This is a genomic window from Streptomyces sp. NPDC093260 (assembly GCF_040683715.1).
In the GTDB taxonomy this organism is placed as follows: Bacteria; Actinomycetota; Actinomycetes; order Streptomycetales; family Streptomycetaceae; genus Streptomyces; species Streptomyces sennicomposti.
Genome location: NZ_JBFBEK010000014.1, coordinates 87,255 through 110,088, shown reverse-complemented (window position 1 = coordinate 110,088; position 22,834 = coordinate 87,255). Strand labels below are relative to the sequence as shown.

Annotated in this window: 14 protein-coding genes; 11 read left to right on the top strand and 3 right to left on the bottom strand. The window is 76.7% G+C overall.

Features of this window, described 5'->3' with window-relative positions; genetic code table 11:
• Window positions 1–4 precede the first annotated feature (4 nt).
• The gene (locus tag AB0N63_RS19675) at window positions 5–649 is read right to left on the bottom strand and encodes a DUF2064 domain-containing protein (protein ID WP_365530257.1); all 645 of its coding nucleotides are present in this window, start codon (window positions 647–649) and stop codon (window positions 5–7) included.
• Window positions 646–1,338, bottom strand: coding sequence for a glycosyltransferase family 2 protein (locus AB0N63_RS19670; protein ID WP_365530348.1), 693 nt, complete (start codon window positions 1,336–1,338; stop codon window positions 646–648). Before AB0N63_RS19670 ends, AB0N63_RS19675 begins: the two co-directional genes overlap by 4 nt.
• A 146-nt stretch (window positions 1,339–1,484) precedes the next feature.
• Here AB0N63_RS19670 and AB0N63_RS19665 point away from each other — a divergent pair, with 146 nt between their 5' ends.
• A complete protein-coding gene (locus AB0N63_RS19665; RefSeq protein WP_365530256.1) occupies window positions 1,485–2,222 on the top strand; it encodes a response regulator transcription factor in 738 nt (245 codons plus the stop codon).
• Complete coding sequence (locus tag AB0N63_RS19660; RefSeq protein WP_365530255.1) at window positions 2,212–3,324, top strand: HAMP domain-containing sensor histidine kinase; 1,113 nt, start codon at window positions 2,212–2,214, stop codon at window positions 3,322–3,324. The genes AB0N63_RS19665 and AB0N63_RS19660 overlap by 11 nt, the downstream gene beginning before the upstream one ends.
• 48 nt (window positions 3,325–3,372) lie before the next feature.
• On the opposite strand, the gene AB0N63_RS19655 is transcribed toward AB0N63_RS19660, so the two are convergent.
• Entirely contained in the window at window positions 3,373–4,425 is a 1,053-nt protein-coding gene (locus AB0N63_RS19655; protein WP_365530254.1) for an NAD-dependent epimerase/dehydratase family protein, read from the bottom strand.
• A gap of 165 nt (window positions 4,426–4,590) precedes the next feature.
• Here AB0N63_RS19655 and AB0N63_RS19650 point away from each other — a divergent pair, with 165 nt between their 5' ends.
• The 9 genes from AB0N63_RS19650 (at window position 4,591) to AB0N63_RS19610 (ending at window position 22,529) form a co-directional block, all read left to right on the top strand.
• The gene (locus AB0N63_RS19650; protein ID WP_365530253.1) at window positions 4,591–5,742 is read left to right on the top strand and encodes a molybdopterin-dependent oxidoreductase; all 1,152 of its coding nucleotides are present in this window, start codon (window positions 4,591–4,593) and stop codon (window positions 5,740–5,742) included.
• Window positions 5,742–6,347, top strand: a complete 606-nt coding sequence (locus AB0N63_RS19645; RefSeq protein ID WP_365530252.1) for a hypothetical protein — start codon at window positions 5,742–5,744, stop codon at window positions 6,345–6,347. Before AB0N63_RS19650 ends, AB0N63_RS19645 begins: the two co-directional genes overlap by 1 nt.
• A 188-nt stretch (window positions 6,348–6,535) precedes the next feature.
• Window positions 6,536–7,159: a TetR/AcrR family transcriptional regulator gene (locus AB0N63_RS19640; protein ID WP_365530251.1), complete on the top strand. Its 624-nt coding sequence runs from the start codon at window positions 6,536–6,538 to the stop codon at window positions 7,157–7,159.
• Between the two features lie 49 nt (window positions 7,160–7,208).
• Complete coding sequence (locus tag AB0N63_RS19635; protein ID WP_365530250.1) at window positions 7,209–8,066, top strand: NmrA family NAD(P)-binding protein; 858 nt, start codon at window positions 7,209–7,211, stop codon at window positions 8,064–8,066.
• Window positions 8,067–8,362: 296 nt separating this feature from the next.
• Window positions 8,363–9,217, top strand: a complete 855-nt coding sequence (locus AB0N63_RS19630) for a DUF4132 domain-containing protein (RefSeq protein ID WP_365530249.1) — start codon at window positions 8,363–8,365, stop codon at window positions 9,215–9,217.
• Window positions 9,218–9,318: 101 nt separating this feature from the next.
• Window positions 9,319–14,394 carry a hypothetical protein gene (locus AB0N63_RS19625; protein ID WP_365530347.1) on the top strand — a complete coding sequence of 1,692 codons (5,076 nt, stop codon included), beginning with the start codon at window positions 9,319–9,321 and terminating at the stop codon, window positions 14,392–14,394.
• 214 nt (window positions 14,395–14,608) lie between these two features.
• Entirely contained in the window at window positions 14,609–15,778 is a 1,170-nt protein-coding gene (locus AB0N63_RS19620) for an AAA family ATPase (protein WP_365530248.1), read from the top strand.
• Between the two features lie 494 nt (window positions 15,779–16,272).
• The gene (locus AB0N63_RS19615) at window positions 16,273–20,631 is read left to right on the top strand and encodes a DUF5682 family protein (RefSeq protein ID WP_365530346.1); all 4,359 of its coding nucleotides are present in this window, start codon (window positions 16,273–16,275) and stop codon (window positions 20,629–20,631) included.
• Window positions 20,628–22,529 (top strand): hypothetical protein, encoded by a 1,902-nt coding sequence (locus AB0N63_RS19610; RefSeq protein WP_365530247.1) that lies wholly within the window; start codon window positions 20,628–20,630, stop codon window positions 22,527–22,529. Before AB0N63_RS19615 ends, AB0N63_RS19610 begins: the two co-directional genes overlap by 4 nt.
• The last annotated feature ends 305 nt before the right edge of the window (window positions 22,530–22,834 follow it).

Sequence of the window (22,834 nt, the reverse complement as noted above, 5' to 3'; positions counted from 1 at the left end):
CCGCTCACCGGCCGGCCGCCGTCAGGGCGGCCACGGCGGCGGCGAACCGGGAGCCGGCCGGGCAGCGGGCGGCGACCTCGGCGGCGTCGGCGGCGGTGTCCACGTCGCGCAGCACGGGCAGGTCGCTCACCCGCAGTCCCGCCTCGACCAGGCGGCGGCGCTGGACGGTGCCCGTGCGGTGGGTGGACATGGGCACACCGCGTACGAGGGCGGCGGCGCGCGCCGGTTCGGCGACGCCCAGCGCCCAGAACCCGCCGTCGGCGGCGGGCCCGAACCAGGCGTCGTGGCCGTCGCGGCCGACGTTCCCGAGGAGTTGTGCGGTCAGTTGGGGAGTGTCCATGCCGACCAGGAGCGCCGGTCCGCGCTCGCACAGGCCGAACGCGGCCGCGATCCGCTCGTCCAGGCCGCCGGGCGACTGCGCGGCGACGTCGAAGCCGGGCGGCAGCCAGGGGCCGGGCGCGCCGTCGAGGACGAGGAGGCGGCGGCGGGCGGGGACCTGGCGGACCGTGTGCAGGGTGTCGGCGAGGGCCGCCTCGGCCAGGGCGGCCGCCTCGCGCGGGGTGTAGGGCGGGGTGAGCCGGGTCTTGACCCGCCCGGGCACGGGTTCCTTGGCGATGACCAGCACGGTGGCCAGGGGCGGAGCGGTCATCGGCCGGCTCCGGCGGCCGTCCCGGACGCCGGGCGGGCGGCGGGCCGTTCGGCGAGGACGACGCGCATGTCGCGTACCGCCTGCCAGGTGCCGCGCCAGGTCCCGGTGACCTTCGAGCGGCCCGTGCGCGGGCGGTAGGGCACGTCGGTCTCCGCCACCCGCCAGCCCGCGTCCGCGGCCCGGACGACGGTCTGGAGCGGGTAGCCGGAGCGGCGGTCGGTCAGGTCCAGGGCGAGCAGGGCCGCGCGGCGGGCGGCGCGCATCGGGCCGAGGTCGTGCAGCCGCAACCCGGTGCGGCGGTGGACCATCCGGGCCAGCTCCAGGTTGGCCAGGCGGGCGTGCAGGGGCCAGGCGCGGCGCGTGACGGGCCGGCGACGGCCGAGGACGAGGTCGGCGGCGCCGTCGAGGACGGGCCCGGCGACGGCCGGCAGGAGGGCCGGGTCGAGGCTGGCGTCGCAGTCGCAGAAGCAGACGACGTCCGCGGTGGCGGCGGTCAGTCCCGCGTGGCAGGCGGCGCCGAACCCGCGGCGCGGCTCGTGCACCACATGGGCGCCGAGAGCGCGGGCGAGGTCCGCCGAGCCGTCGGTCGAGCCGTTGTCCACGACGATCGCGCGCCACCCGGCGGGGATCCGGCCGAGCACCCAGGGCAGGGCCTCGGCCTCGTCCAGGCAGGGCAGCACCACGTCCACGGGGGCGGCTGAACAGGAGGAGTTCTCGATCACCCCAGTCACCCTACGGGGACGAAAAGGACATAAAGTATTCTGCGATCTTACGGAGTGCTGACGTCAGTCGCCGCCCGGTCCGGCGGCCGCGGGCCGGTGCGAGACTCGGTGGCGTGAAACGCGTACTCGTCGTGGACGACGATCCCACCGTCTCCGAGGTGGTCAGCGGCTATCTGGACCGGGCGGGCTTCACCGTCGAGGTGGCGGCCGACGGGCCCGCCGCGGTGGCCCGGGCGGCCGCCCGGCCACCCGATCTGGTGGTGCTGGACCTGATGCTGCCCGGCATGGACGGCCTCGAGGTCTGCCGGCTCCTGCGTGAGAGGGGCCCCCTCCCCGTGATCATGCTGACGGCGCGGGGCGACGAGGAGGACCGCATCCTCGGTCTGGAGGTCGGCGCGGACGACTACGTCACCAAACCCTTCAGCCCCCGCGAGCTGGTGCTGCGGGTGCACTCGGTGCTCCGCCGCACCGGCGGGGGCGCGCCGGACCCCGCCGGTCCGCCCGGGGCCCGGCTGCGCGCCGGCCCGCTCGCCCTGGACCCGCACGCCCGCCGCGCCACCCGCTACGGGACCGAACTCCGCCTGACCATCAGGGAGTTCGACCTGCTGGAGTACTTCCTGCGGCATCCGGGCCGGGCGACGAGCCGCGAGGAGCTGATGCACGAGGTGTGGGGCTGGGAGTTCGGCGACCTGTCGACCGTCACCGTCCACGTCCGCCGGCTGCGCGAGAAGATCGAGGACGACCCGGCGCACCCGAGCCTGATCAGCACCGTGTGGGGCGTGGGCTACCGCTTCGACGCACCCGCCACGGACGGCCCGGCGCGGACCACGGAGGCCGCCGATGATGCGTGACACCCTCCTCATCGCCCTCTACGCGGCCGTCGGTGCGGCCGGGGCCGGCCTGCTCGGCATGGGCCTGCTGCGGCTGCTGCGCGACCGCTCCGTCGCGCTCTCCCTGACCGTGGTCGCCGCCGTCACGGTCGCGGCGATGCTCTCCGGGACCCTGCTGGTGTCCTGGGCGATGCTGCTGTCCGACCACGACCTGTGGGTCGTGACGATGGTGTGCCTCATGGCGGCGGTCGTCTCGCTGGCGGTGGCGCTCGCGCTCGGCCGCCGGGTCGTGCGCGGCAGCCGGGCCCTGGCCGAGGCCACCCGCTCGCTCGGGGACAACGGCCGGTTCACCCCGCCCGCCACCGCGCCCACCGCCGAACTCGCCGCGCTGAGCCGCGAACTGGCCGCCACCAGCGCGAAACTGGCCGCCTCGCGCGAGCGGGAGCGCGCCCTGGAGGGCTCCCGGCGCGAGCTCGTCGCCTGGATCTCGCACGACCTGCGCACCCCGCTCGCCGGACTCCAGGCCATGGCCGAGGCCCTGGAGGACGGCATGGTGGACGACCCGCGCGTCTACCACAGCCGTATCCGCACGGAGGTCGAGCGGATGAGCGGCATGGTCGGCGACCTCTTCGAACTCTCCCGCATCCAGGCCGGCGTCCTCGCCCTGAACACCACCCGGATGTCGGTCTACGACCTGGTCGGCGACGCGCTGGCGGGCGCCGCCGCCCTCGCCCGGGAGCGCGGCGTGTCGATCGTCGGCGACGGGGTCGAGCCGGTCCCGGTCGAGGTGGACGGCCGCGAGATGTCCCGGGTGCTGGCCAATCTCCTCGTGAACGCGATCCACCGCACGCCCTCGGACGGCACGGTCGCGGTCTCCGCCCGCCGGGAGGCCGACAGCGTCGTCGTGTCGGTGACCGACGGCTGCGGCGGCATCCCCCCGGAGGACCTGCCGCGCGTCTTCGACACCGGCTGGCGCGGCACCGACGCGCGGACTCCGCCGGCCGGTGCGGGTCTCGGCCTGGCGATCGTCCGCGGCATCGTCGAGGCCCACCAGGGCCGCGCCGCGGTCTCCAACGTTCCCGGCGGCTGCCGCTTCGAGGTGCGCCTGCCCGCCGCCGTGTGAGCCGTACGCCGGGCCGGACCGGGCACCGGGAGCCCTCGCCCGCGCGGGTCAGCCGGCCCGCAGCGCGGCCGTCGCGAACCCCGCCATCCCCTCGGCGAAGCCGACCCGCGGCCGCCACCCCGCCTCCTCGCGCAACCGGCGCGAGGAGGCGGTGATGTGGCGGACGTCGCCGAGCCGGTAGCGCCCGGTGACGACGGGCGGGCGACCGCCGTACGCCCCGGCCAGCGCGGCGGCCATCTCGCCGACCGTGTGCGGCTCGCCGCTGCCCACGTTGTACGCCCGCAGGCTCCCCTCGGGCAGCCCGGCAAGCCCGTCCAGCACCGCGAGGTTGGCCCCGGCGACGTCCCGGACATGGACGAAGTCCCGCCGCTGGCCGCCGTCCTCGAACACCAGGGGCGCCTCCCCGCGCTCCAGCGCGGACCGGAACAGCGAGGCGACGCCCGCGTAGAAGGTGTCGCGCGGCATCCCGGGACCGTACACGTTGTGGTAGCGCAGCGCGGCGACCCGGCCGCCCGTCGCCCGCGCCCACGCGGCGGCGAGGTGTTCCTGCGCGAGCTTGGTGGCGGCGTAGACGTTGCGCGGATCGAGCGGGGCGTCCTCGGTCACGAGGCCGGCGGCGAGCGGCTCGCCGCACTCCGGGCAGGGCGGTTCGAACCGCCCCGCCTCCAGGTCGGCCACCTGGCGCGGACCGGGCCGTACGACGCCGTGGGAGGGGCACGCGTAACGCCCCTCGCCGTAGACGACCATCGAACTCGCCAGCACCAGCCGCCGCACCCCCGCCTCGGCCAGGCCGGCCAGCAGCACCGCCGTACCGAGGTCGTTGCAGCCCACATAGGCGGGGGCGTCGCCGAAGTCCTTGCCGAGCCCGACCATCGCCGCCTGGTGGCAGACGGCGTCCACGCCCCGCAGGGCCTCGCGCACGGCCGACGCGTCACGCACGTCCCCGCGCCGGAAGTCCGCCCCGTCGGGGACCGTCGGGGCCGTGGGGTGCGCGGCGGGCAGCAGCGCGTCGAGCACACGCACCGCGTGCCCGGCGCCGGTCAGGGCGTTCACGATGTGCGAGCCGATGAAGCCCGCGCCTCCGGTGACCAGGATCAACATGCCCCGACGGTACGGCCGCGGGCCCGGCCGCGAGCCGTACGACGCCGCGACGTCAGCGATCCGTAAGCCTTCCGGCCGGGCCGGGCCGTCCGGCGGGGACGGCCGGGGCGACGTTCGTGACCTGTAAGGATTGCGCGATTCCCTGACGCCGTCCCAGCCGCTGTGATGGTCGGCATGAGAACGCTCCCCGTCCGCCCGCGACCGCCGGTGTTCCGCGGCGCGCTGCACGACGCCCGTACGGCGACCCTGATCGGGCGGTGGCTCGGCATCGCCTTCGCCACGTGCTTCGTCACCGGCCTGATCAGCCATGTCCTGCAACATCCGCCGCCGTGGGCGGCCGACGCCCTGCCGAGCCGTCCCGCCTGGGGCTACCGGCTGACCCAGGGTCTGCACGTCGCGTCCGGGATCGCCGCCGTACCGCTGCTGCTCGCCAAGCTGTGGACCGTGTACCCGCGGCTGTTCGCCTGGCCGCCGGTGCGTTCGGCGGCGCACGCGCTGGAACGGCTGTCGGTCGCCGTCCTGGTCGCGGGAAGCGTCTTCGAGCTGGTCACCGGCCTGCTGAACACCGCGCAGTGGTACCCGTGGCCGTTCTCCTTCGTGCCGGCGCACTACGCGGTGGCCTGGCTGGTGACCGGGGCGCTGCTGCTGCACCTCGCCGTCAAGGCTCCCGAGAGCAGGGCGCACTGGGCTCGCCGCTCGCCCGGCACCCTCGCCCTGCCCGCAGCGGACGGACCCGACCGTCGGTCGCTGCTCGCGGCGGTCGCCGCGGCCGTGGGCGCGGTCACGCTCACCACGGCCGGCCAGTCGTTCACCCCGCTCGGAAGCACCGACCTGCTCGCTCCCCGCCACCCCGGCCACGGCCCGCAGGGCCTGCCGGTCAACCGCACCGCCGCGGCGGCCGGCGTCGGCCGGGTCCCCGACGCGTCCTACCGGCTGACCGTCGACGGGCCGCGCCCGTACACCCTCACTCTCGACGACCTGCGCGCACTGCCGCAGCACGAGGTGGAGCTGCCGATCGCCTGTGTCGAGGGGTGGAGCAAGTCGGCCCGCTGGACCGGGGTGCGCGTGGCCGACCTGCTGGAACGGGCCGGTGCGGCGCGGCCCGCCCGGGTGCGCGTGGTGTCCCTGCAACCACGCGGCGCGTACCGGGTGTCCGAACTGGGGCACGCCCACGCGCACGACCCGCTGACCCTGCTGGCCCTGCGCCTGAACGGCGAGGAGCTGAGCCCCGACCACGGCCGTCCGGTCCGGCTCATCGCCCCGAACCGCCCCGGTGTGCTCCAGACCAAGTGGGTCGGCCGGCTGGAGGTGCTGTGATGTCCCGGCACGTCGAGGCCGACCAGAAGGGCGGCGACACGTCGGGGGGCGCCGGGGCGGGGCCGGTGCGTGTGCTGGCCGGCGCGGCCGGCGTGGCGCTGATGGGCACGGGTGTGGCGCTGCTGCTGGACGTACGCGACCTGACCGGCGTCCTGGTCTGGCTCGCCGCGGCGCCGGCGGTGCACGACGCGCTGGTCGCCCCGCTGGTCCTGCTCGCCGGGCTCGCCCTCACACGTGGCGGTGTGCGCGGGAAACGTGGCGGTGTACGCGGCCCGGTGCGGGGTGCGCTGCTGGTGGCCGGCGCACTCACGGCCGTCGCCCTGCCGCCGCTGCTGCGGCCCGGCGCTCCGGCCAACTCCTCGGTCCTGCCGCTGGATTACCTGTGGAACTGGCTGCTCGCTCTGGCGGGGGTGGCGGCCGTCACGACAGCGCTGATCGCCGTACGGCGCTTCGGACGACGGCACCTCGCACGTCGGCACTTCGGACGACGGCACTTCGCGCGGCGTTTCGCGCGGCGCCCGTGGCGGTGCCGGACGAGGGCAGGGGCGGTCGGCGGCCCACCGCAGCGCGCCGCTGAGGACGAGTCCGAGGGGGACCGGCGGTAGCGCGGGCCGCCCGCCGGGCCGGTGGACCCTCCCGGACGTCGCCGTACATTGACCCGGCAACGTCGTCGCGGGCACGGAGGGTTGAGCCAGGACCTGTCTCCTCGACCGAACGGAGCATGAGTTGCCCGGGGCCGCATTCCGGGTTACTTTCGATACGCAACCGTAGCGTATCGAAAATGGGGCCAGGCATGGCAAGCGCATCGAGTGACTCGGGACGGGACGCCGAGCCGGCGCCTCCCGTCATGGGGCGGCCTCGTGACACCGGCCGTGGTCTGGCCATCCTTGAGGCGACGCTTGCCCTGCTGACCGAGGTGGGCTACGAGCAGCTGTCCATGGAGGCGGTCGCGAGCCGTTCGGGGGCGGCGAAGACGACGATCTACCGTCGCTACCGTGACAAGGCCGCACTGGTCGCGGCCGCGGTCCGGCACCGCTCGCACGCCGTGCCTCCCGAGCCTGCCGCAGAAGATCTCCGAGGAGACCTCCTCCGGCTCGTCACCTGGCTGGGCCGGCAGGTCGCCGAGCAGCAGATCGGCCTGCTGGGCGCACTGTTCGCCGGTATGCGCAGCGACGCGCGCCTCGCGGAGGAGATGCGCCGCATCCTGCGTCGCGACGAGGCCGCGATGACCGACGCACCCCTGCGGAAGGCGATCCGGCACGGAGAGCAGCTGACGCCTCGGGCGGCCGAACTCTTCGCCGAGGTCGCCCCGGCCGTGATCGTCCACCGCATCGTGATCGCGGGCGAGCCGTGCGACGAACCGTTCGTCGAGCACCTCGTCGACGACATCCTCCTGCCGCTCCTGCGCAGCCACTGACACCACCCCGCCTGCCCCAGCGCACCGCGGGAACGAAAGGAAGGCCCCCGTGATCGTCGTCACCGGAGCGACCGGCGCCCTCAACGGCGCCACCGTCGAACACCTCCTCAAGCGCCTGCCCGCCGCGCGGATCGGCGTCAGCGTCCGCGATGCCGCCAAGGCACAGCACTTCGCCGACCGCGGCGTGCGGGTACGACAAGGCTCCTACGAAGACGTGGCCGCGCTCCGGCATTCCTTCGAGGGCGCCGAGCAGGTCCTGCTCGTCTCCTCCAACGACCCGCGCGCCGATGCCGTCGCCCTGCACCGTGCCGGCATCGAGGCCGCTGTCACGGCCGGAGCCGGGCGCATCCTCTACACCAGCCACCAGGGCGCCGGCACCGACAGCCCCTTCCACCCGGCCCGTGACCACGCCGCCACCGAGCAGCTCCTGGCCGACTCGGGCGTCGCCTGGACCGCGCTGCGCAACGGCTTCTACGCCCACAGCCTCACCTGGCTGTTGGGCCCATGGCAGCAGACCGGCACCATCACCGCTCCGGCCGACGGACCGGTCTCGTGGACCGACCGCGCCGATGCCGCCGAAGCGGCAGCGGTCATCCTGGCCGGAGACCGCACTTTCGACGGCCCGGTCACGCTCACGGCCGGCCAGGCCGTGACGTTCGACGACGTCGCCGCGATGGCATCGGCTGCCAGTGGCCGTGAGGTCACACGCGTGACGCTGGACGACGAGGCGTGGGTCGCGGACAAGGTCGCCGCCGGCACTCCGGAGGCGATGGCGCGCATGACACTCACCACCTTCCAGGCCGCCCGCGAAGGCCGCTTCGCGGGAGTCGATCCGTTGCTCGCCGAGCTGCTGGGCCGTGAGCCCCGCAGCGTCACCGACCAGCTGGCGGAACCCGACGCCGCCTGAAGGAGAGGCCAACGGCGTGCTCGGCAGGGGGATCCCAGCGATGCAGGGGGGATCCCAGCGATGACGAGTGGGCAGTGCTGGAACCTCTGCTGCCCATCGTCCGGGAGGGCGGCCGGAAAGTGGAAACACGTTCTCCGCGCGGGGACAGGTCACACGCGTTCGGCCACCCGAACCGGCCCGCACTCCTGTGTGCATACCCATGGGTACGGGCCGCGTCGACGTCTTCCCGCCTCGTTGTCAGTGGCCTGATCTACAGTTCCCGGCACTTGATCAATTCGCGGGTGCGGGAGGCCTGTATGGGGTGGGTGTCGGCCGGCGGCTATGAAGTCGCCCTCGACGACGGCAAGGTGGTGTGCCGCAACGCGGCGGGGCGGCGGCTGAAGTCCGTGCCGCCCAAGATCGCCGACGATCCGGCGGTGGTGGGGCTGCGACAGCTCGCCGACTGGCTGGACCGGCACGAACGGCAGTGCCTGGCCGACGTGGAGCGCTGGATGGTGCGCTCGCTCCCGGTGCCGTTCGCGGTCCTGACGCGGGTGTGGCCGGACCCGGCCTGGCAGGCCGCCCTGCGCGACCTGGTGGTCACGGGCGCGGACGGCGCGGTGGCCGGATTCCTGCGGGACGCCGACCCCGAGCGCGGCCTCGGCCTGGTCGACCTCGACGGTGACACCGTCCGCCTCTCCCCCGGCCTGGTCCGCCTGCCGCACCCGGTGCTCCTGGACGACCTGGACGAACTGCGGGAGTTCGCCGTCGAGCTGGGCGTCGAGCAGCGCGCCGGCCAGCTCTTCCGCGAGGTGTGGCGCCCCCCGGCGGCGCTCGACGCCGACGCCACGTCCGTCGAGGACTACGCGGGCGGCGTCTTCAAGGAACTGAGGTTCCTGCACGGCCGCGCCGCCCAGCTCGGGTACCGGGTGCGCGGCGGCCACGCCGTGTGCTCCGTGCTGGAGGACGGCCGCGGCGTCGAGGCCCGGGTGTGGGTCGGCGACTACGACGGCTACGACGAGGCGGAGACCGGCCCCCTGGTCTTCACCGACCCCGCCGGCCGGGCGCTGAAGCTCGGTCAGGTCGGGCCGGTGGCCTGGTCGGAGGGCATGCGCATGGCCGCCGCGCTGTACGCCGGGCGCGATGTCGAGGACGAGGAGCGCGCGGCATGACGGCCAGCGGCACGACGATGCGGGACGGAACGGCGGGCGAGACGGTGACCGGCGCGGCGAGGGCCGACGAGGCGGCGTACGAAGTGACGGCGGGCGGGGCGATGACGTACGACGGGTTCACCTACGACGAGGCCACTGCCGCGGCCCTGCTCGACGGCGGCGCCGTGCTGCCCCTCGGCGCCACCGGCCGGGAGGACGCCGACGTGCTCACCGCGCGCGCGTACACGCATCCCGCGCTGGACGGCCGCAGGACGGTCCGGCTGGTGCCGGGCACCCTCGGCGAGGCGGAGGACCTCGCCCTGGACTTCCTCGGGCTGGTCCGCGAGGAGGAGGTCCCCGAGGTCGGCCAGGTGCGCCGGGAGACCCTCGGCTTCCCCGCGTGGGCGCTGGTCAACGATCCGGCCAACGGCCACCACGCGCTGGCCCTGGTCCGCGACGTCGAACGGCTCGCCCGGCAGGCCAAGTCCCGGCCGGGCACGGCCAAGGAGGGCTTCGAGGAACTCGGGGAGCGGCTGGGCCGCGCCGTGCCGCACTTCCTGCCCACCTTCTACGAGCAGGCCGCCCGGGTCTTCCTCCAGTACGACAACACCACGTACGCGGCCGCCTTCTTCGGCAAGGCCCGCGAGGCGGAGCGGGTGCACGCGCTGGCGGTGGACGAGGAGCGGCAGCGGGCCGTGTTCCTGGAGTTCGCCTTCGCCGGGGCGCTGACGGTCAAGGCCCTCAAGGAGTACGTGCGGGCCCTCACCGCGCGGCTCACCCCGGCCGAGGCCTGGGCGCAGTTCCGGCAGCTGAGCGTGGAGCGCTGCGCGGCCGGCCTGCCGCCGTACGCGTCGCTGCCCCAGGACGCGCGCGCCCTGATCAAGGCGGCCGGGCTGGACCGGGACGCCGAGGAGTGCGCCCTGGTGGCGGAACTGCTCGCCTCCCCCGCCGCGGTGCGGGCCCCCGCGTCGTTCTGGAACACCTACCGGGCCACGCTCGTCGCCCTGGCCGAGCGGCAGCCCGCAGTACGGGCCCGGCTGCTGGAGATCATGCCGGCCGGCCTGGGCCGCTCGCCCGAGGACGACGACTTCTGGCTGGCGCTGCTCGCCGAGACCGGCGCCGACCGGCTGCTGACGGGCGAGAGCGGCGGGGAGGACGGTTCGGTCGACGCGGCGGACTGGCTGAGCCGCTGGGCGCAGCACCGCAAGCGCGGTTCCCTGGCCGCGGCGCGGTCGCAGACCACCCTGGCGCTGGTGGAGCGCATGGCCGCCCGTCTGCGCGAACAGGGCCGTCCCGTGGACCTGTTCACCGGCCGCTGGCGCCCGAGCGCCGACCTCGACCTGCTGGACCTGTGCGCGGCGCACGGCATACCCCTGACGCTGCCCGAGTCCGCCGAGGACCTCCACGACGACTGCCTCCCCGTCGAGCGGTGGCTGACGGACACCCGGCCCGGGCGGCGCGACCTGACGGCCGTGGCGGCCGACGCGGGCTGCCGCCGCCTCCTGTACCGGGCCGTCGGCACCGTGTGCGGCCACCGCCACGACGCCCCTGCGCCGGCGGCGCTGGCCGCCCACCCCGTCCTCGCCGACGTGCTGCGCGAATGGCTGGAGGACGCGGCCGACGAGCTGGCCGCGGCGGCCGGCCTGCCCACCGCGCGCGCGGCGCTGGAGCGGATGCGCCCGTTCCGCACGGTGGCCGCGCAGGTCGCCCCGCGGGCCGTCGCCACCGTCGCCGCCGTGGACGTGGCACCGCTGCTCGGCCGCACGCTGCGCGCCGGCATCCCGGACGAACTGGGCTGGCCCGCCCTCGACGAGGCGCTGCGCCGCCTGGACGCGGAGACCCGGCGTGACCCGAACGACTCGCTCTCCGTCCACGAGGCCTGGCCGGCGCTGATCCTCGCCCGCGCGCACAAGGCGATCGTCGTCGGACCCGAGGAGGTGCTGCTGGAGCACGACCTGCGGCTGCCGGCCGACCTGGACCGCTGGCAGCGCCCCTCGTTCCGGTACACGGACGGCGAACTGCTGGTGGCGTGGCACAAGGACGGCAAGCAGCACGGCTACTGGTCGGCCCGCCCCGCCGACGTGTTCACACTCGGCGGCGAGAAGGTGGCGCGCTGGTACGGCGGCGACGCCGGCGAGACCTCGATCCCGCTGCCGGACGGCGGCCGCGCCACCGGCGGACGCGCCCTGCACGCCGGCGACACCGTCCTGCCGACCGGCCGCCCCGTCCTCGGGGACGGCGCCTCGTACTGGCGCCAGGGCCGGCAGGGCCGGCAGCAGGTATGGCTGGAGTACGACCCGGCGAGCGGCACGCACGGACGTGCCTCGCTGCCCGCGTTCCTGCGCTCGGGCATCCGCGAGGGCGCGACCCTGGTCCAGCGGCACTGCTCGGTGCTGCCCCTCCAGCCCGGCCTGGAGCACAGCCCGTTCGGCACGGACGGCACGGTGCTGGGCCGTTGGGTGCGCGTCGAGGGCGAGGGTGACGAGGCCCGTACGACCGTGGGCACCCCGGACGGGCGGACCGCCGCCCTGCCGACGCCCGGCGGCCGGGAGACCGGCGTTCCGGTGGGCGCGCTCAGGCTGCCCGGCGGCGCCGAGCCCCTCGTCGTCGCCCGGCACCGCCAGATCGCCCTGTACGCGCGGGGCGAGGACGGGCTGCGGGAGCTGGGCCGGGTGACGACGCTGGAGCGGGGCGGCGAGTTCGCCGCCGGTACGCGGCTCGTTCCCCCGGTGGACTTCTGGCACGCGCTGCGGCCGCGCGACGAGGCCGCCTCGGCGGTCCTGCGGGCGCTGGGCGACGAGCGGGTGGACGAACTGCTGCGCGCCGGCGCCGAGGCCCTGGCCGAGCGGCAGGAACTGGCCGACCGGGCGGCGCGGCGGGCGACGGCCGGCGGGCAAGGTGCCGGGCAGGACGCGAATGCGGGTGCGCAAGGGGCCGCCGGGGCCGGGGAGCCGGCCGTTCCGACCGCGGACGAGGTGCTGCGGACGGCCGTCGCGCACTGTCTGCCCGACCTCGCCGAGCCCCGTCTGCTCACCGGCGTCGCCGCCCTGGTGCACGGGGTGCTGCGCCTGCGGCGCTCGGTCGCCGCGTTCGTGGCGCCCCCGGTGGAGCGGACCGAGACGGACCGCAGGCGCGCCGAGGGCATGTTCGCCGACCACAGCCCCGAGCACGGCGACGACCAGACGCTGCGCGAGGCGGTCGCCGGCTTCGCCGACCTGCACGGCTGGTGGGGCGGCGACCTGCGCTGGAGCGCGCTGCGGCAGATCCGCGCCGTGAACCACGTCCTGTCCGGCAACGCCGCCGACGGCAAGCCGCTGTCCGCCGCCGTCCGGCTCACCGGTGCGGACGACGGCTGGCGCAGCGACGAGTTCACCGTGCCGGGCATCGGCGTGCTGTGGCCGTCGGTCCTGGACGCCCTGCGCCCGCTCGCCTACCGCGCCGCGTCGCCGGCCCTGACGGAGACCCACCGGGAGGCACTGCTGCTGCTGTTCGAGGCGATCACGGAGGGCCCGCTGGCCGCGGCGGGCGGCGCACTGCGCGAGATCCGGCTGAGCGAGCCGCACCACAAGCAGGAGCGCGTGGGCCAGGTGCTGCGCCGCGACGGCCGTACCGTCGTCGTCCTCGGCTGCCAGAACATCGACCACCGCGAGGGGCGCGTGCACTGGCTGGCCCTGGACCACGACCCCGCCGGGGCGTTCGGCGCGGTCGCGCACTTCACTCTGGAGCGGGAGACCGCGTACCCGCCGGTGTTCCCGGCCGACGCGCTGGCCGCGGTGACCGGGCTGGTCCGGGACAAGGGCGCCGCGCCCTGGCAGGCCGGGGCGCCCGCCGCGCTGGCCGCCGCGACGCGTGACGGCCTCGGCCCCGTGCAGACGGCGCTGCTGCTGGCCGGCAAGCCGGCGCAGCTCACCGACGAGGTGATCGCGGCGACCGGTCTGAAGCCCCGCCAGAAGGAGCTGGGCGACGCGCTGCTGGACGTGCTGGAGCCCGCCGACCGGGCGGCGCTCGTCGGCGCGCTGCTGCCCCAGGACCCGGCCGCGCTGTGGACGTCCGGACCGGACACGCAGGCCGCGGGCCGGGTGTGGGCGGAGCGGCTCGGCGGCATCGTCCGCCTGCCCGAGGACCTCGCCGCGGAGATCACCCGGACCGGCCTGTCCGCCAAGGCCGCCGAGGAGGTGCTCAACCCCCGCCGCACACCGTGGATCAGCCGCACCACGGTGCAACGGCCCGACAAGGACGGCGACCTGGTCGCCGAGGACCCGCACGCGCTGCCCGGACGGTACGACCTGACGCGCGCGGTGGAAGCCCTCGCCGCTCTCGCCTACTGCCTGCCGTACGGACACCCGCTGCGCGCCGAGCTGCCCGGGGCGCTGGCCGCGCTGCGCCGCCGCGTCGCCGACCCGGGGCTGCTGCTCGACCTCGACCTGACCTGGACCGACAAGGGCTCCTCGGTCGCCGCCGAACTGCGCAAGGCCTACGGGCTGCCCGCCGCGGGCGGCGCCGGCCCGGACGGTCTGACGCGCGTCGGCGAGGCGCTGGTGCTGCGCCCGTGGTACGGAGACCAGGAGGCCGTCCTGATCCGCCCGGCGGGGCTGGACGGCGCGGACGACCCGGTGTTCGGACTCCTCGAGGGCATCGTCGCGTCCTGGCGGAGCACGGGCGTACGGGCGCTGCGCGCGATCCTGGGCGGCGAACTCGCCCACGCCCTGGCGGCCGGCACGGACCCCGACGGGCCCGCCGGGCACGCGCAGGACCCGGCCGTCAGCGTGCCCGCGCTGGTCACCGAGGTCGCCGAGGCCCATGGCCTCACCGAGGACGCTGCGGCACTGTATCTGCAACTGCTGGCGCTGCCCGACCCCACGGACCGCGACCGGACCCGCTGGACGGGCTGGAAGCCCGCCCGCGCGAAGCGGGCCCGCACCGAACTCGCGGCCTCCGGCCTGGTCGTGGAGGCGAAGCGGGCGCGCGCCGGGCGCACCCTGTTCCTGCCGGGCGGCTGGCTGGACCTGAGGTCACCCGCACTGCCGGTGGAGGTCTGGAAGCGGGGCCTGTACCCGGTGGACGACCACCGTCGCGCGGTGCCGTCGGCGCCGGTGCCCGAGCTGTTCACCCGTGCCTGGGAGCGCGTCCGCTCGGGTGACGCCCCCGCCTACGAGGAGCTGACCACCCGCGCCACCCGCAGGGGCCGCCGCCGATGACCGCGGCCGGCCCGCAGCGGCCGCACGCGAAGGGGCCGCTCCCTCAGGGGCCCCTTCACGTGCGGCCCCAGGGGCGCCACCCTCGGGGGCCGTCCGCACAGGGGCGCCATCCTCGGGGGCCGTCCCCACACAGGGTGTCTCCGCAAGGGCGTCGTCCTCAGGGGACGCCCCCGCGCACCGCCACCGTCCACCCCAGTCGAAAGAAACCGTGCCGATGACCACCGTGCTCCCCGCCGCCCCGGACCGCCAGATCGTCCCGCCCGAGGACCGGTACGCGACCGAACTCGCCTTCCTCGCCGCCTACGACGACGGTCCGCGCCCGCCCGCGTGGCGGCTCACCCCGCGCGCGGTCGTCACCTTCGTCATGGGCAGCGACGGCGCGGCCCTGAATCTGCCCGACGACGGCGCGGCGCCCGAGGGGGTGCCGCGCCGCCTGGTGGTCGAGGGCAAGTTCGTCGGTGACCGGGCGCTGGTGGAGCGGTGCGTGGTGACCCTCGCCGGGGAGCGCGGCCTGCTGCTCGTCGGCGAGCCCGGTACGGCCAAGTCGATGCTGTCGGAACTGCTGTCCGCCGCCGTCTGCGGCACCAGCGGCCTGGTCGTGCAGGGCACCGCCGGCACCACCGAGGACCAGCTCAAGTACGGCTGGAACTACGCGCTGCTGCTGGCGCAGGGCCCCACCCGGCAGGCGCTCGTGCCCTCCCCCGTGCTCACCGCGATGTCCCGGGGCGCCGTCGCCCGCGTCGAGGAGATCACCCGCTGTCTGCCCGAAGTGCAGGACGCGCTGGTGTCGTTGCTCTCCGAACGGCGCATCGCCGTGCCCGAACTGGCCGGCACCGCCGACGCCCTGGCACACGCCGCCCCCGGCTTCAACCTCATCGCCACCGCCAACCTCCGCGACAAGGGCGTCTCCGAGATGTCCGCGGCCCTCAAGCGCCGCTTCAACTTCGAGACGGTCGGTCCGATCGGCGACCTGGAGGCGGAGACCGCGCTGGTACGGAGCCAGGCGCGGGCCTCGGTGGAGAGGGCGGGGGCGCCGTTCCAGGTCGACGACGCGGTGCTGGAGGCCCTGGTCACCGCGTTCCGGGACCTGCGCGAGGGCCGGTCGGCGGAGGGCTGGGAGGTGGAACGGCCGTCCACGGTGATGAGCACCGCGGAGGCCGTTTCCGTCGCCGGTGCGCTCGCGCTGGCGGCGGCGTACTTCCCGGGCGACCGCGACGTGCTCGGGCTGCTGCCGGGGCATCTGCTCGGCGTGGTCCGCAAGGACGACCCCGCCGACGCGGCCCGGCTGCGCGGCTACTGGGACGGTCCGGTACGGCGCCGCGCCGAACAGGGCGCCGCCACCTGGCGCACGCTGTGGGACCTGCGCACGGTCCTGGAGGGCTGACGGCCGTGTCCTTCCCTCCTGCACTCGGCTCCGCCGACTCACCGATCCCCTCCGGCCCGGGGGATTCGGACGCCCTCTCCGGGCCGGGGGACTCTCGTGCCCCCTCCGGTCCGGGGAAGTCGTGTGCTCTCTCCGATGGCGGCGATGCGCGCGGTCTGCCCGCCCCCGGGGACGGGCACGTCCCGCCCGGACCCGGCGACTCGCTCGCTCCCACGGCTCCCGAGGAGTCGCGTTCCCTGGCCGGTCCGGAGAACTCGCTGGCCGTGCCCGCAGCCGGGGACCCCCGCGTCCTGTCCGATGCGGGGGAGTTCCCCGCCCTGACCGCACCCGGAGGGTCGCCTGACCGGCCCGGCCGGGTCGGCTCCCGGGTCGCTCCCCCGCCCGAGGACCCATGGGCCCGGCCCGTTCCCGGAGGCTCGCCCGCTCCGGCCGGTCCCGGGGGCTCGTGCGCCGCGTCCTCCGCCGAGGGCTCGCGGGTCACGCCCGAGGAGGCGCTGGCCGCGCTCACCGCTCCGGGCGCGCCCTACCTCATCGGCGTACGCCACCACGCGCCCTCCCTGGCGGCCGTCGTGCCGGCGCTGCTGGACGAGGCCGAACCCGACGTGCTGCTGGTCGAACTGCCCACCGAGATGCAGCCGTGGCTGCCCTGGCTGGGGCATGAGGAGACCCGGGCGCCGGTGGCGCTCGCCGCCGCGCCCTCCGACGGGGGCGGCGGGGGCGGCGAGGGCCCGGCGTTCTATCCGTTCGCCGACTTCTCCCCCGAGCTCGCCGCCGTCCGTTGGGCCGCCCGCCGCGGTGTGCCGGTGGTCGCCTGTGATCTGCCGCTGGCCGACCGCGCGTGGGGCGAGGGGCGGCGGGCCGCTGGTGCTCCCGCGGCGGGTCCCGGTCTCGCCGACGCGCTGCGGGCCCGGCTGACGGGCCGTCCCGGGGACGACCTGTGGGACCGGCTCGTCGAGGCGGCCGCCCCCGGCTCCCCGCCCGAGGCCCTGCGTCGGGCCGCCCTGCTCACCGGGTGGGCCCTGCGCGCGGACGCGGCCTCGGCGGGCGGGGTCCCGGCACTGGACCTGCGGCGCGAACGCTGGATGCGGGCCCGGCTGGCGGAGGCCACCGCGCGGGGGGAGCGGGCGGCCGTGCTGGTGGGCGCGTTCCACGCGCCGGCTCTCGTGGGACGGACCGACAGGGAGGACGCCCCGCCCGGCCCGGCGACCGGAGCCCGAGGCGCCCCGGCCCTCGTCCGACGGCACGGCGAGGAGAACGGAGAGGACGCCTCGCCCGTCACGGTGATCGGAGACCGCAGCACCCCGGCCGTCGCGGGGCGCCCGCCCAAGGAGGCGTCATCCGAGCCGGGGTCCGGCGCCCCGGCAGCCGACGCCCCGACTGCCCGCACGCCGAGGCCCCACACGCCGACGACCGTGTCCTCCCCGGCCGACACCGCGACTGCCGGCGTCCCCGCAGCCGACGTCCCGGGCGTCCCCGCGCTCCCCGTGCCGGACGCCGGCGGTCGGGCGGCCTCCGTCCCGGCGGCCGGGGAGGACGCGGTCGCCGTCGGTGGCGGCGCGCGGACGGTCGGGTGGGCCACGTCGCTGATTCCGTACACGTACGCCCTCCTGGACGAACGGTCCGGTTACCCGGCCGGCATCCGGGACCCGGAGTGGCAGGACATGGTGCTGCACGCGGCGGGCGATCCGGTGGCGTTGGAGGAGGTGCTGACGCGGGCCGCGGTCCGGATCTGCGCCGAGTTGCGCGATCTCGGCCACCCTTCGGGGCCCGCCGACGCCCGCGAGATCAGCCGGCTCGCCGCCGATCTCGCACGGCTGCGCGGCCTGCCCGCGGCGGGCCGCGGCGAACTGGTCGAAGCCGTGCAGACAGTACTGGCGCAGGGTGAGCCGTACGGGCGGGGACGTGCCGTGGCGCGGGCGATGGAACGGGTGCTCGTCGGCACCCGCGCCGGACGCCCCGCACCGCGGGCGCCGCGCAGCGGCCTCGCTCCCGCCGTCGAGGCCGAACTGGCGCGGCTCGGCCTGCCCGGCCCGGCGCAGGACGGTGCCGGCTCCGGCCCGGCGGATGGTTCCGGCGCGACGGGCGGCCGCGGACCGGCGACGGGTCGCGGACCGGCTGCCGGCCGTGTACCGGCGGGCGGTCCGGGCGCGGCGCGGGAGCTGCGGCTGGACCCGCTGCGCTCCGGCCTGGACCGGCGCCGTGAACTGCTGCTGCGCCGGCTCGCGGTGTGCGGGGTGCCGTACGGACAGGCGCGGGAAGTCGTCGGCACGGGCGGCGCCACGGTGCTCACCTCCCGCTGGGAGGTGCGCTGGACGCCCGCCACGGCGGCGATGCTGACCGTGGCCGGCGGGCGCGGGGTCACCCTGGAACAGGCCGCCGAGGGTGTGCTGCGCGAACGGCGACGCGCGGAGCGGGACGAGGGCGGCCCCACCGCGGCGCAGGCCCTCGAAGGGCTGGAGCGGGCGGCCGAGTGCGGCCTGCCCGGCCTCGCGGACGAACGGCTGGACGACGTCGCCGAGATCGTGCCGCACGCCGGTAGCCTGCCCGAACTTCTCGCCGCACTGGCCCTGTTGGACCGACTGCGGGCCGGTCACATCCCGGGGCTCGACGCCGATCCGGAGCGTACGGGCCGGGTGGCCGCCGTCGCGGAACTGCTCACCGCGGCGGCGGTACGGCAGGTGGACGGCCTCACCGGCGCGGAGGACCCCGCAGACGCCCTCGCCCTGCTCGAACTGGCGCACCGCGCCGACCTGTTGGGTGGCATCCGGCTCACCGACGCCCTGGCCCGCCTGGCTGCCGACGGCTCTCCGTTGATGCGCGGGGCGGCCGGGGCGGTACGTGTGCTGCTCGGGCAGGAGGACGCTCGGGAGTTCGGGGACCGCGTGGCCTCCTGGGTGGACGGGGCGACCGACGCCGACTCCCGCACGGGGCTCACGGCCCGGCTCACCGGTCTGCTGACCGCCGCGGGCCCGCTGCTGGAGGCGGCGCCGCCCGCGCTGGAGCCGCTGCTCGACCGGGTGTCGGCGCTGCCCGACCGGGCCTTCCTGGACCGGTTGCCGGCGCTGCGCGGCGGCTTCGACACGCTCAGCCCGGCGGCCCGCGACCGGCTCCTCGCGGCCGTCGAGGAGCGCCTGGACACGACCCGGCTCGCCGACACCGGCGGGGTCGACCCGGCCGTGCTCGCCGTCTGGACCGGCGCGGACCTGGCCGCCCGCGAAACGCTCCACGCGCTGGCCCTGCTGCCGGGGCCGCGCGTCGGCCCACAGGGCGCCCCCGCCCGCACCGGCGCCCCGGAGGGGACACCCGCACCGGAGCACACCTCGGCCGCAGCACCGCCGGCCCACAGCCGATCCACCAGCACGCCGACACCGCCAACGCACGGGGCCCCCGAAGCCAACCCACCCCAGGACGCCGTACCGGAAGACGAACCCGCACGGAGGAGCAACCCGGCCGCAGCACGGCCGGGGGGCCGCCGAACCGCCGGCCCCCCGACCCTGCCGACGCTGGACACCCCGGACGCCGTGCGGGAAGACGAACCCGCACGCGACAGCGGCACCGGTACGGCACCGCCGGCGGACGGCCGGCCAGGCCGCGAAGCGGCCCCTGACACCGCCCCGGCAGGCGGACCCGCACCGGACGAGGCCGGCCCCCGCGCAGCACGGGCGGCGGAGGGCCGCCCCGACGGCGGTCAGGCCGCAGAGACCGCGCCCGTCGTGGGCGCCGCCACCACTCCCCCCGCCGAAGACCGGCTCCTCGCCCCCGCCGACCGCTGGCGGCTTCTTCTCGGGCGCGGAAGCGACCGGCTGCCGGCCTCCGCGGCCCCGTTGGCGACCGCGTTGGACGAGTTGTACGGCAGCGGGAGCGGCGAGGGCAGCCGAGGAGGTCTGACGGGGCCGGGAGGCGGCGGCCGCGAGGCGTCGTACCCCGGCGCACGGGAGTGGTCCGAGGAACTGGCCGCACTGTTCGGGCCGGGCATCCGGGAGGAGGTGCTCGCGGCGGCCGCGGCGGCGGGCCGCAAGGACGTCCTCACCGAGCTGGACGCGGACAGCGCACGGCCGTCGGTGGACCTCCTGCGCACCGTACTGCGGCACGCGGGCGGCCTGCCCGAGGCGCGGCTGGCCGCGCTGCGCCCGCTCGTCCGACGGCTGGTGGACGCGCTGACCCGGGAACTGGCCACCCGGCTGCGCCCCGCCCTGCACGGCGCCACCCTGCCCCGCCCCAGCCGGCGGCCCGGCGGCGGCCTGGACCTGCCCCGCACGCTGCGGGCCAACCTGGCGACCGCGCGCCGCGCCCCGGACGGCACGGTCCGGGTGATCCCGGAGCGGCCGGTGTTCCGCACCCGGGGCCGGCGGGCCGCCGACTGGCGGCTGATCCTGGTCACGGACGTGTCCGGGTCCATGGAGGCGTCCACGGTGTGGGCCGCGCTGACCGCCTCGGTGCTGGCCGGGGTGCCGACGCTGTCCACCCACTTCCTGGCGTTCTCCACGGAGGTCATCGACCTCACCGGGCACGTGGAGGACCCGCTGTCGCTGCTGCTGGAGGTCAGCGTGGGCGGCGGGACGCACATCGCAGCGGGGCTGCGGCACGCGCGTGAACTGGTCACCGTGCCGTCGCGCACCCTCGTCGTGGTCGTCAGTGACTTCGAGGAGGGCTATCCGCTCGGCGGCCTGCTCGCCGAGGTCCGCGCGCTGGTCTCGGCCGGCTGCCACGTCCTGGGCTGCGCGAGCCTCGACGACACGGGCCGGCCCCGCTACTCCACGGGCGTCGCCGGCCGGCTGGTCGCCGCGGGCATGCCCGTCGCCGCCCTGAGCCCGCTCGAACTCGCCCGCTGGGTAGGAGAGAAGATCACATGAGCCCACAGCCGCAGCTGCCGCCGGTGGCGCCGTCCGTCACCGCCGAACTCGTCGACGCGCTCTCGCCCCGGCTGCGCAAGCGGCTGGACGCGGGCGTCGCCAAGCTCCTGGCGCGCCCGGCCGTCCGCGCGGGCGACACCGTGAGGATCGCCGTGGACGACGACACCGATGTCGTCCTGCACGCGCCCGAGGGAGCGGTGACCAGCGCGGACGCGATCCGCTGCGGCTGCCTGCTGGCCCCCGACTGCCTGCACCGCGCGGCGGCGGCGTCGGCCGCCCCGGTCGCGGACGAGACAGCGGCCCACGCCGAGACCGCCGAGGCGGAGAGGGAACCCGTCGCGGCGGAGCCGGCGAAACGGCCCGGCCCGCAAGGCCCTTCGGATCCTGCGCCTCGTACGAGGCAGGCGAAACCGGGCGACCAGGCCGACGGACCGGGAGCAGGCGGACTGGCGGGGCGACCGCACCAGCCCGGTCCCGGGCCGGCCGCCGCCGCCGCCGAGGACAGCGAGTCCGTCACCGACGCACAACGCACCGCCGCCCGGACGGTGTTCGAAGCAGCGGCCGCCGTCCTGGACGCCGGGACGGACGGTTCCGGCGCCGTGCTCCAGGCGGAGTTGCTGCGCGCGGCGCACACCGCCCGGCTGGCCGGTCTCCCCCGGGCCGCCTCGGCGGCGGTGGCCGTGGTGACGGGACTGCGCGCCGCCCGTTCCGCCGACCCCGGCCACCGCCTCGCGGACCTCGCGACCGCGCTGTCCGGCGTCCTGGGCGTGGCGCACCGTCTGCCGTACGCCGCCGGGCCCGAACTGGCCGCGCTGCGCGGCACGGTCCGCCGGCCGTACCGCCCGGACGGCTCCCTGCGCCTGTACGGGCTGTTCTCGGAGCCCGTCCTCACGGCGACCGGCTACGCGGGCGCGGTCACCTGGACCGCCGACGCGGGCGGCCGGCTCTACTCGGTGTCGGACGTGGCGCCGGGCGGCCCGTCCCGGGCGACCGGCGCGGCGGACCGGGCCGTACGGCTCGGCGACACCGCGCTGACCCACCGCGAGCTGTCGCGGGCGGGGCTGGCCATGTCGGGCGCCACGGTCTCCCCGACGGGCCGGCTGGGCGCGGGTGCCGGGGTACGGGCGGTCCGCGCGTCCGGCGTCGCCTGGGACGCCGAGCCGCTGCGGCGGCTGTGGGCCGTTCCGGCCGCCGAGCAGGTGGCCCGGGCCCTGGACGGCGGGCACGATCTGCTGTTTTTGGAGGTGACGTTGATGGGCGCGGTGCGGGAGGCGGGTGGCGAGAGCCTGCTGGCGGACTGCGGGGGCGTGCCGTTGCGGCTGGCCGTCGCGCACGACGATCCCGCGCTCCCCTACCGCGACAACCTGCGCCTGCTCGCCGCCGCTCAGGGCAGCCGACTGCGGATCGTCGCGCGTCTGGCGCCCGGTCCGCGTCCCCGTGCCCTGCTGCTGGCGGTGCGGCACCCCACCGACCCGGCGGCTCGGGTGGACCTCGGGCTGGACCGCCTCCGGCACGCGGACCTGCCCGCCGGAGCGGCTGCGGCACCGGCGGCGGCGGTGCCCGCCGCGGACGAGGCTCCCCTGCACCTGCTGCGCCGCCGGGTCCACCAGGCGGTGTCGGGGGGACGCCACGTCCTCGTGTCCGCGCGGGGCGGTGCGGGCGACGGCGACCGGCTGCGCCGGCACGGCCTGGCGACGGCGGGCGCTCTCCTCGAGGAACTGCACGCCGCCGCCGCGGACCGGACCCGTGACGCCTTCGGCCGGCTGCTCCCGGCCGCCCCGGACCGCTTCGCCCGTGCCTGGCTCGCCGCCGCGGTCTACACCGAGACGGTCGACCGAGCACTGTGTGCGGACGGCTGGGCAGCACCCGCGCCACAGATGTCCCCCGCACGCCCCTGACCCCTCTCCTCCGGTCTCCCTCGGGGCGGGCCGCTGCCCGGCTGTTCCTCCCCGGACGCCTCCGGGGCCCCCGTGTCCCCGTCGCCGCTGTGGCGCTGACGCGCTGAGCGGCGGCGCGTCCTTGCCGGCCCGCGCGGCCGTGGGCCCCGCACACGTCCACCAGGGTTCTCCGCCATCGCGTCGGCCCCGTCGTGCCGGGGACGGCGTCAGCTCGTGCTCTCGGCGGGAGCCGGCGGTCACCTCGCCCGCGTCGCCCGCAGCCCGCTGGCGGGGCCCGGACCGACGCCGGGAGGACCCGCCCGCGG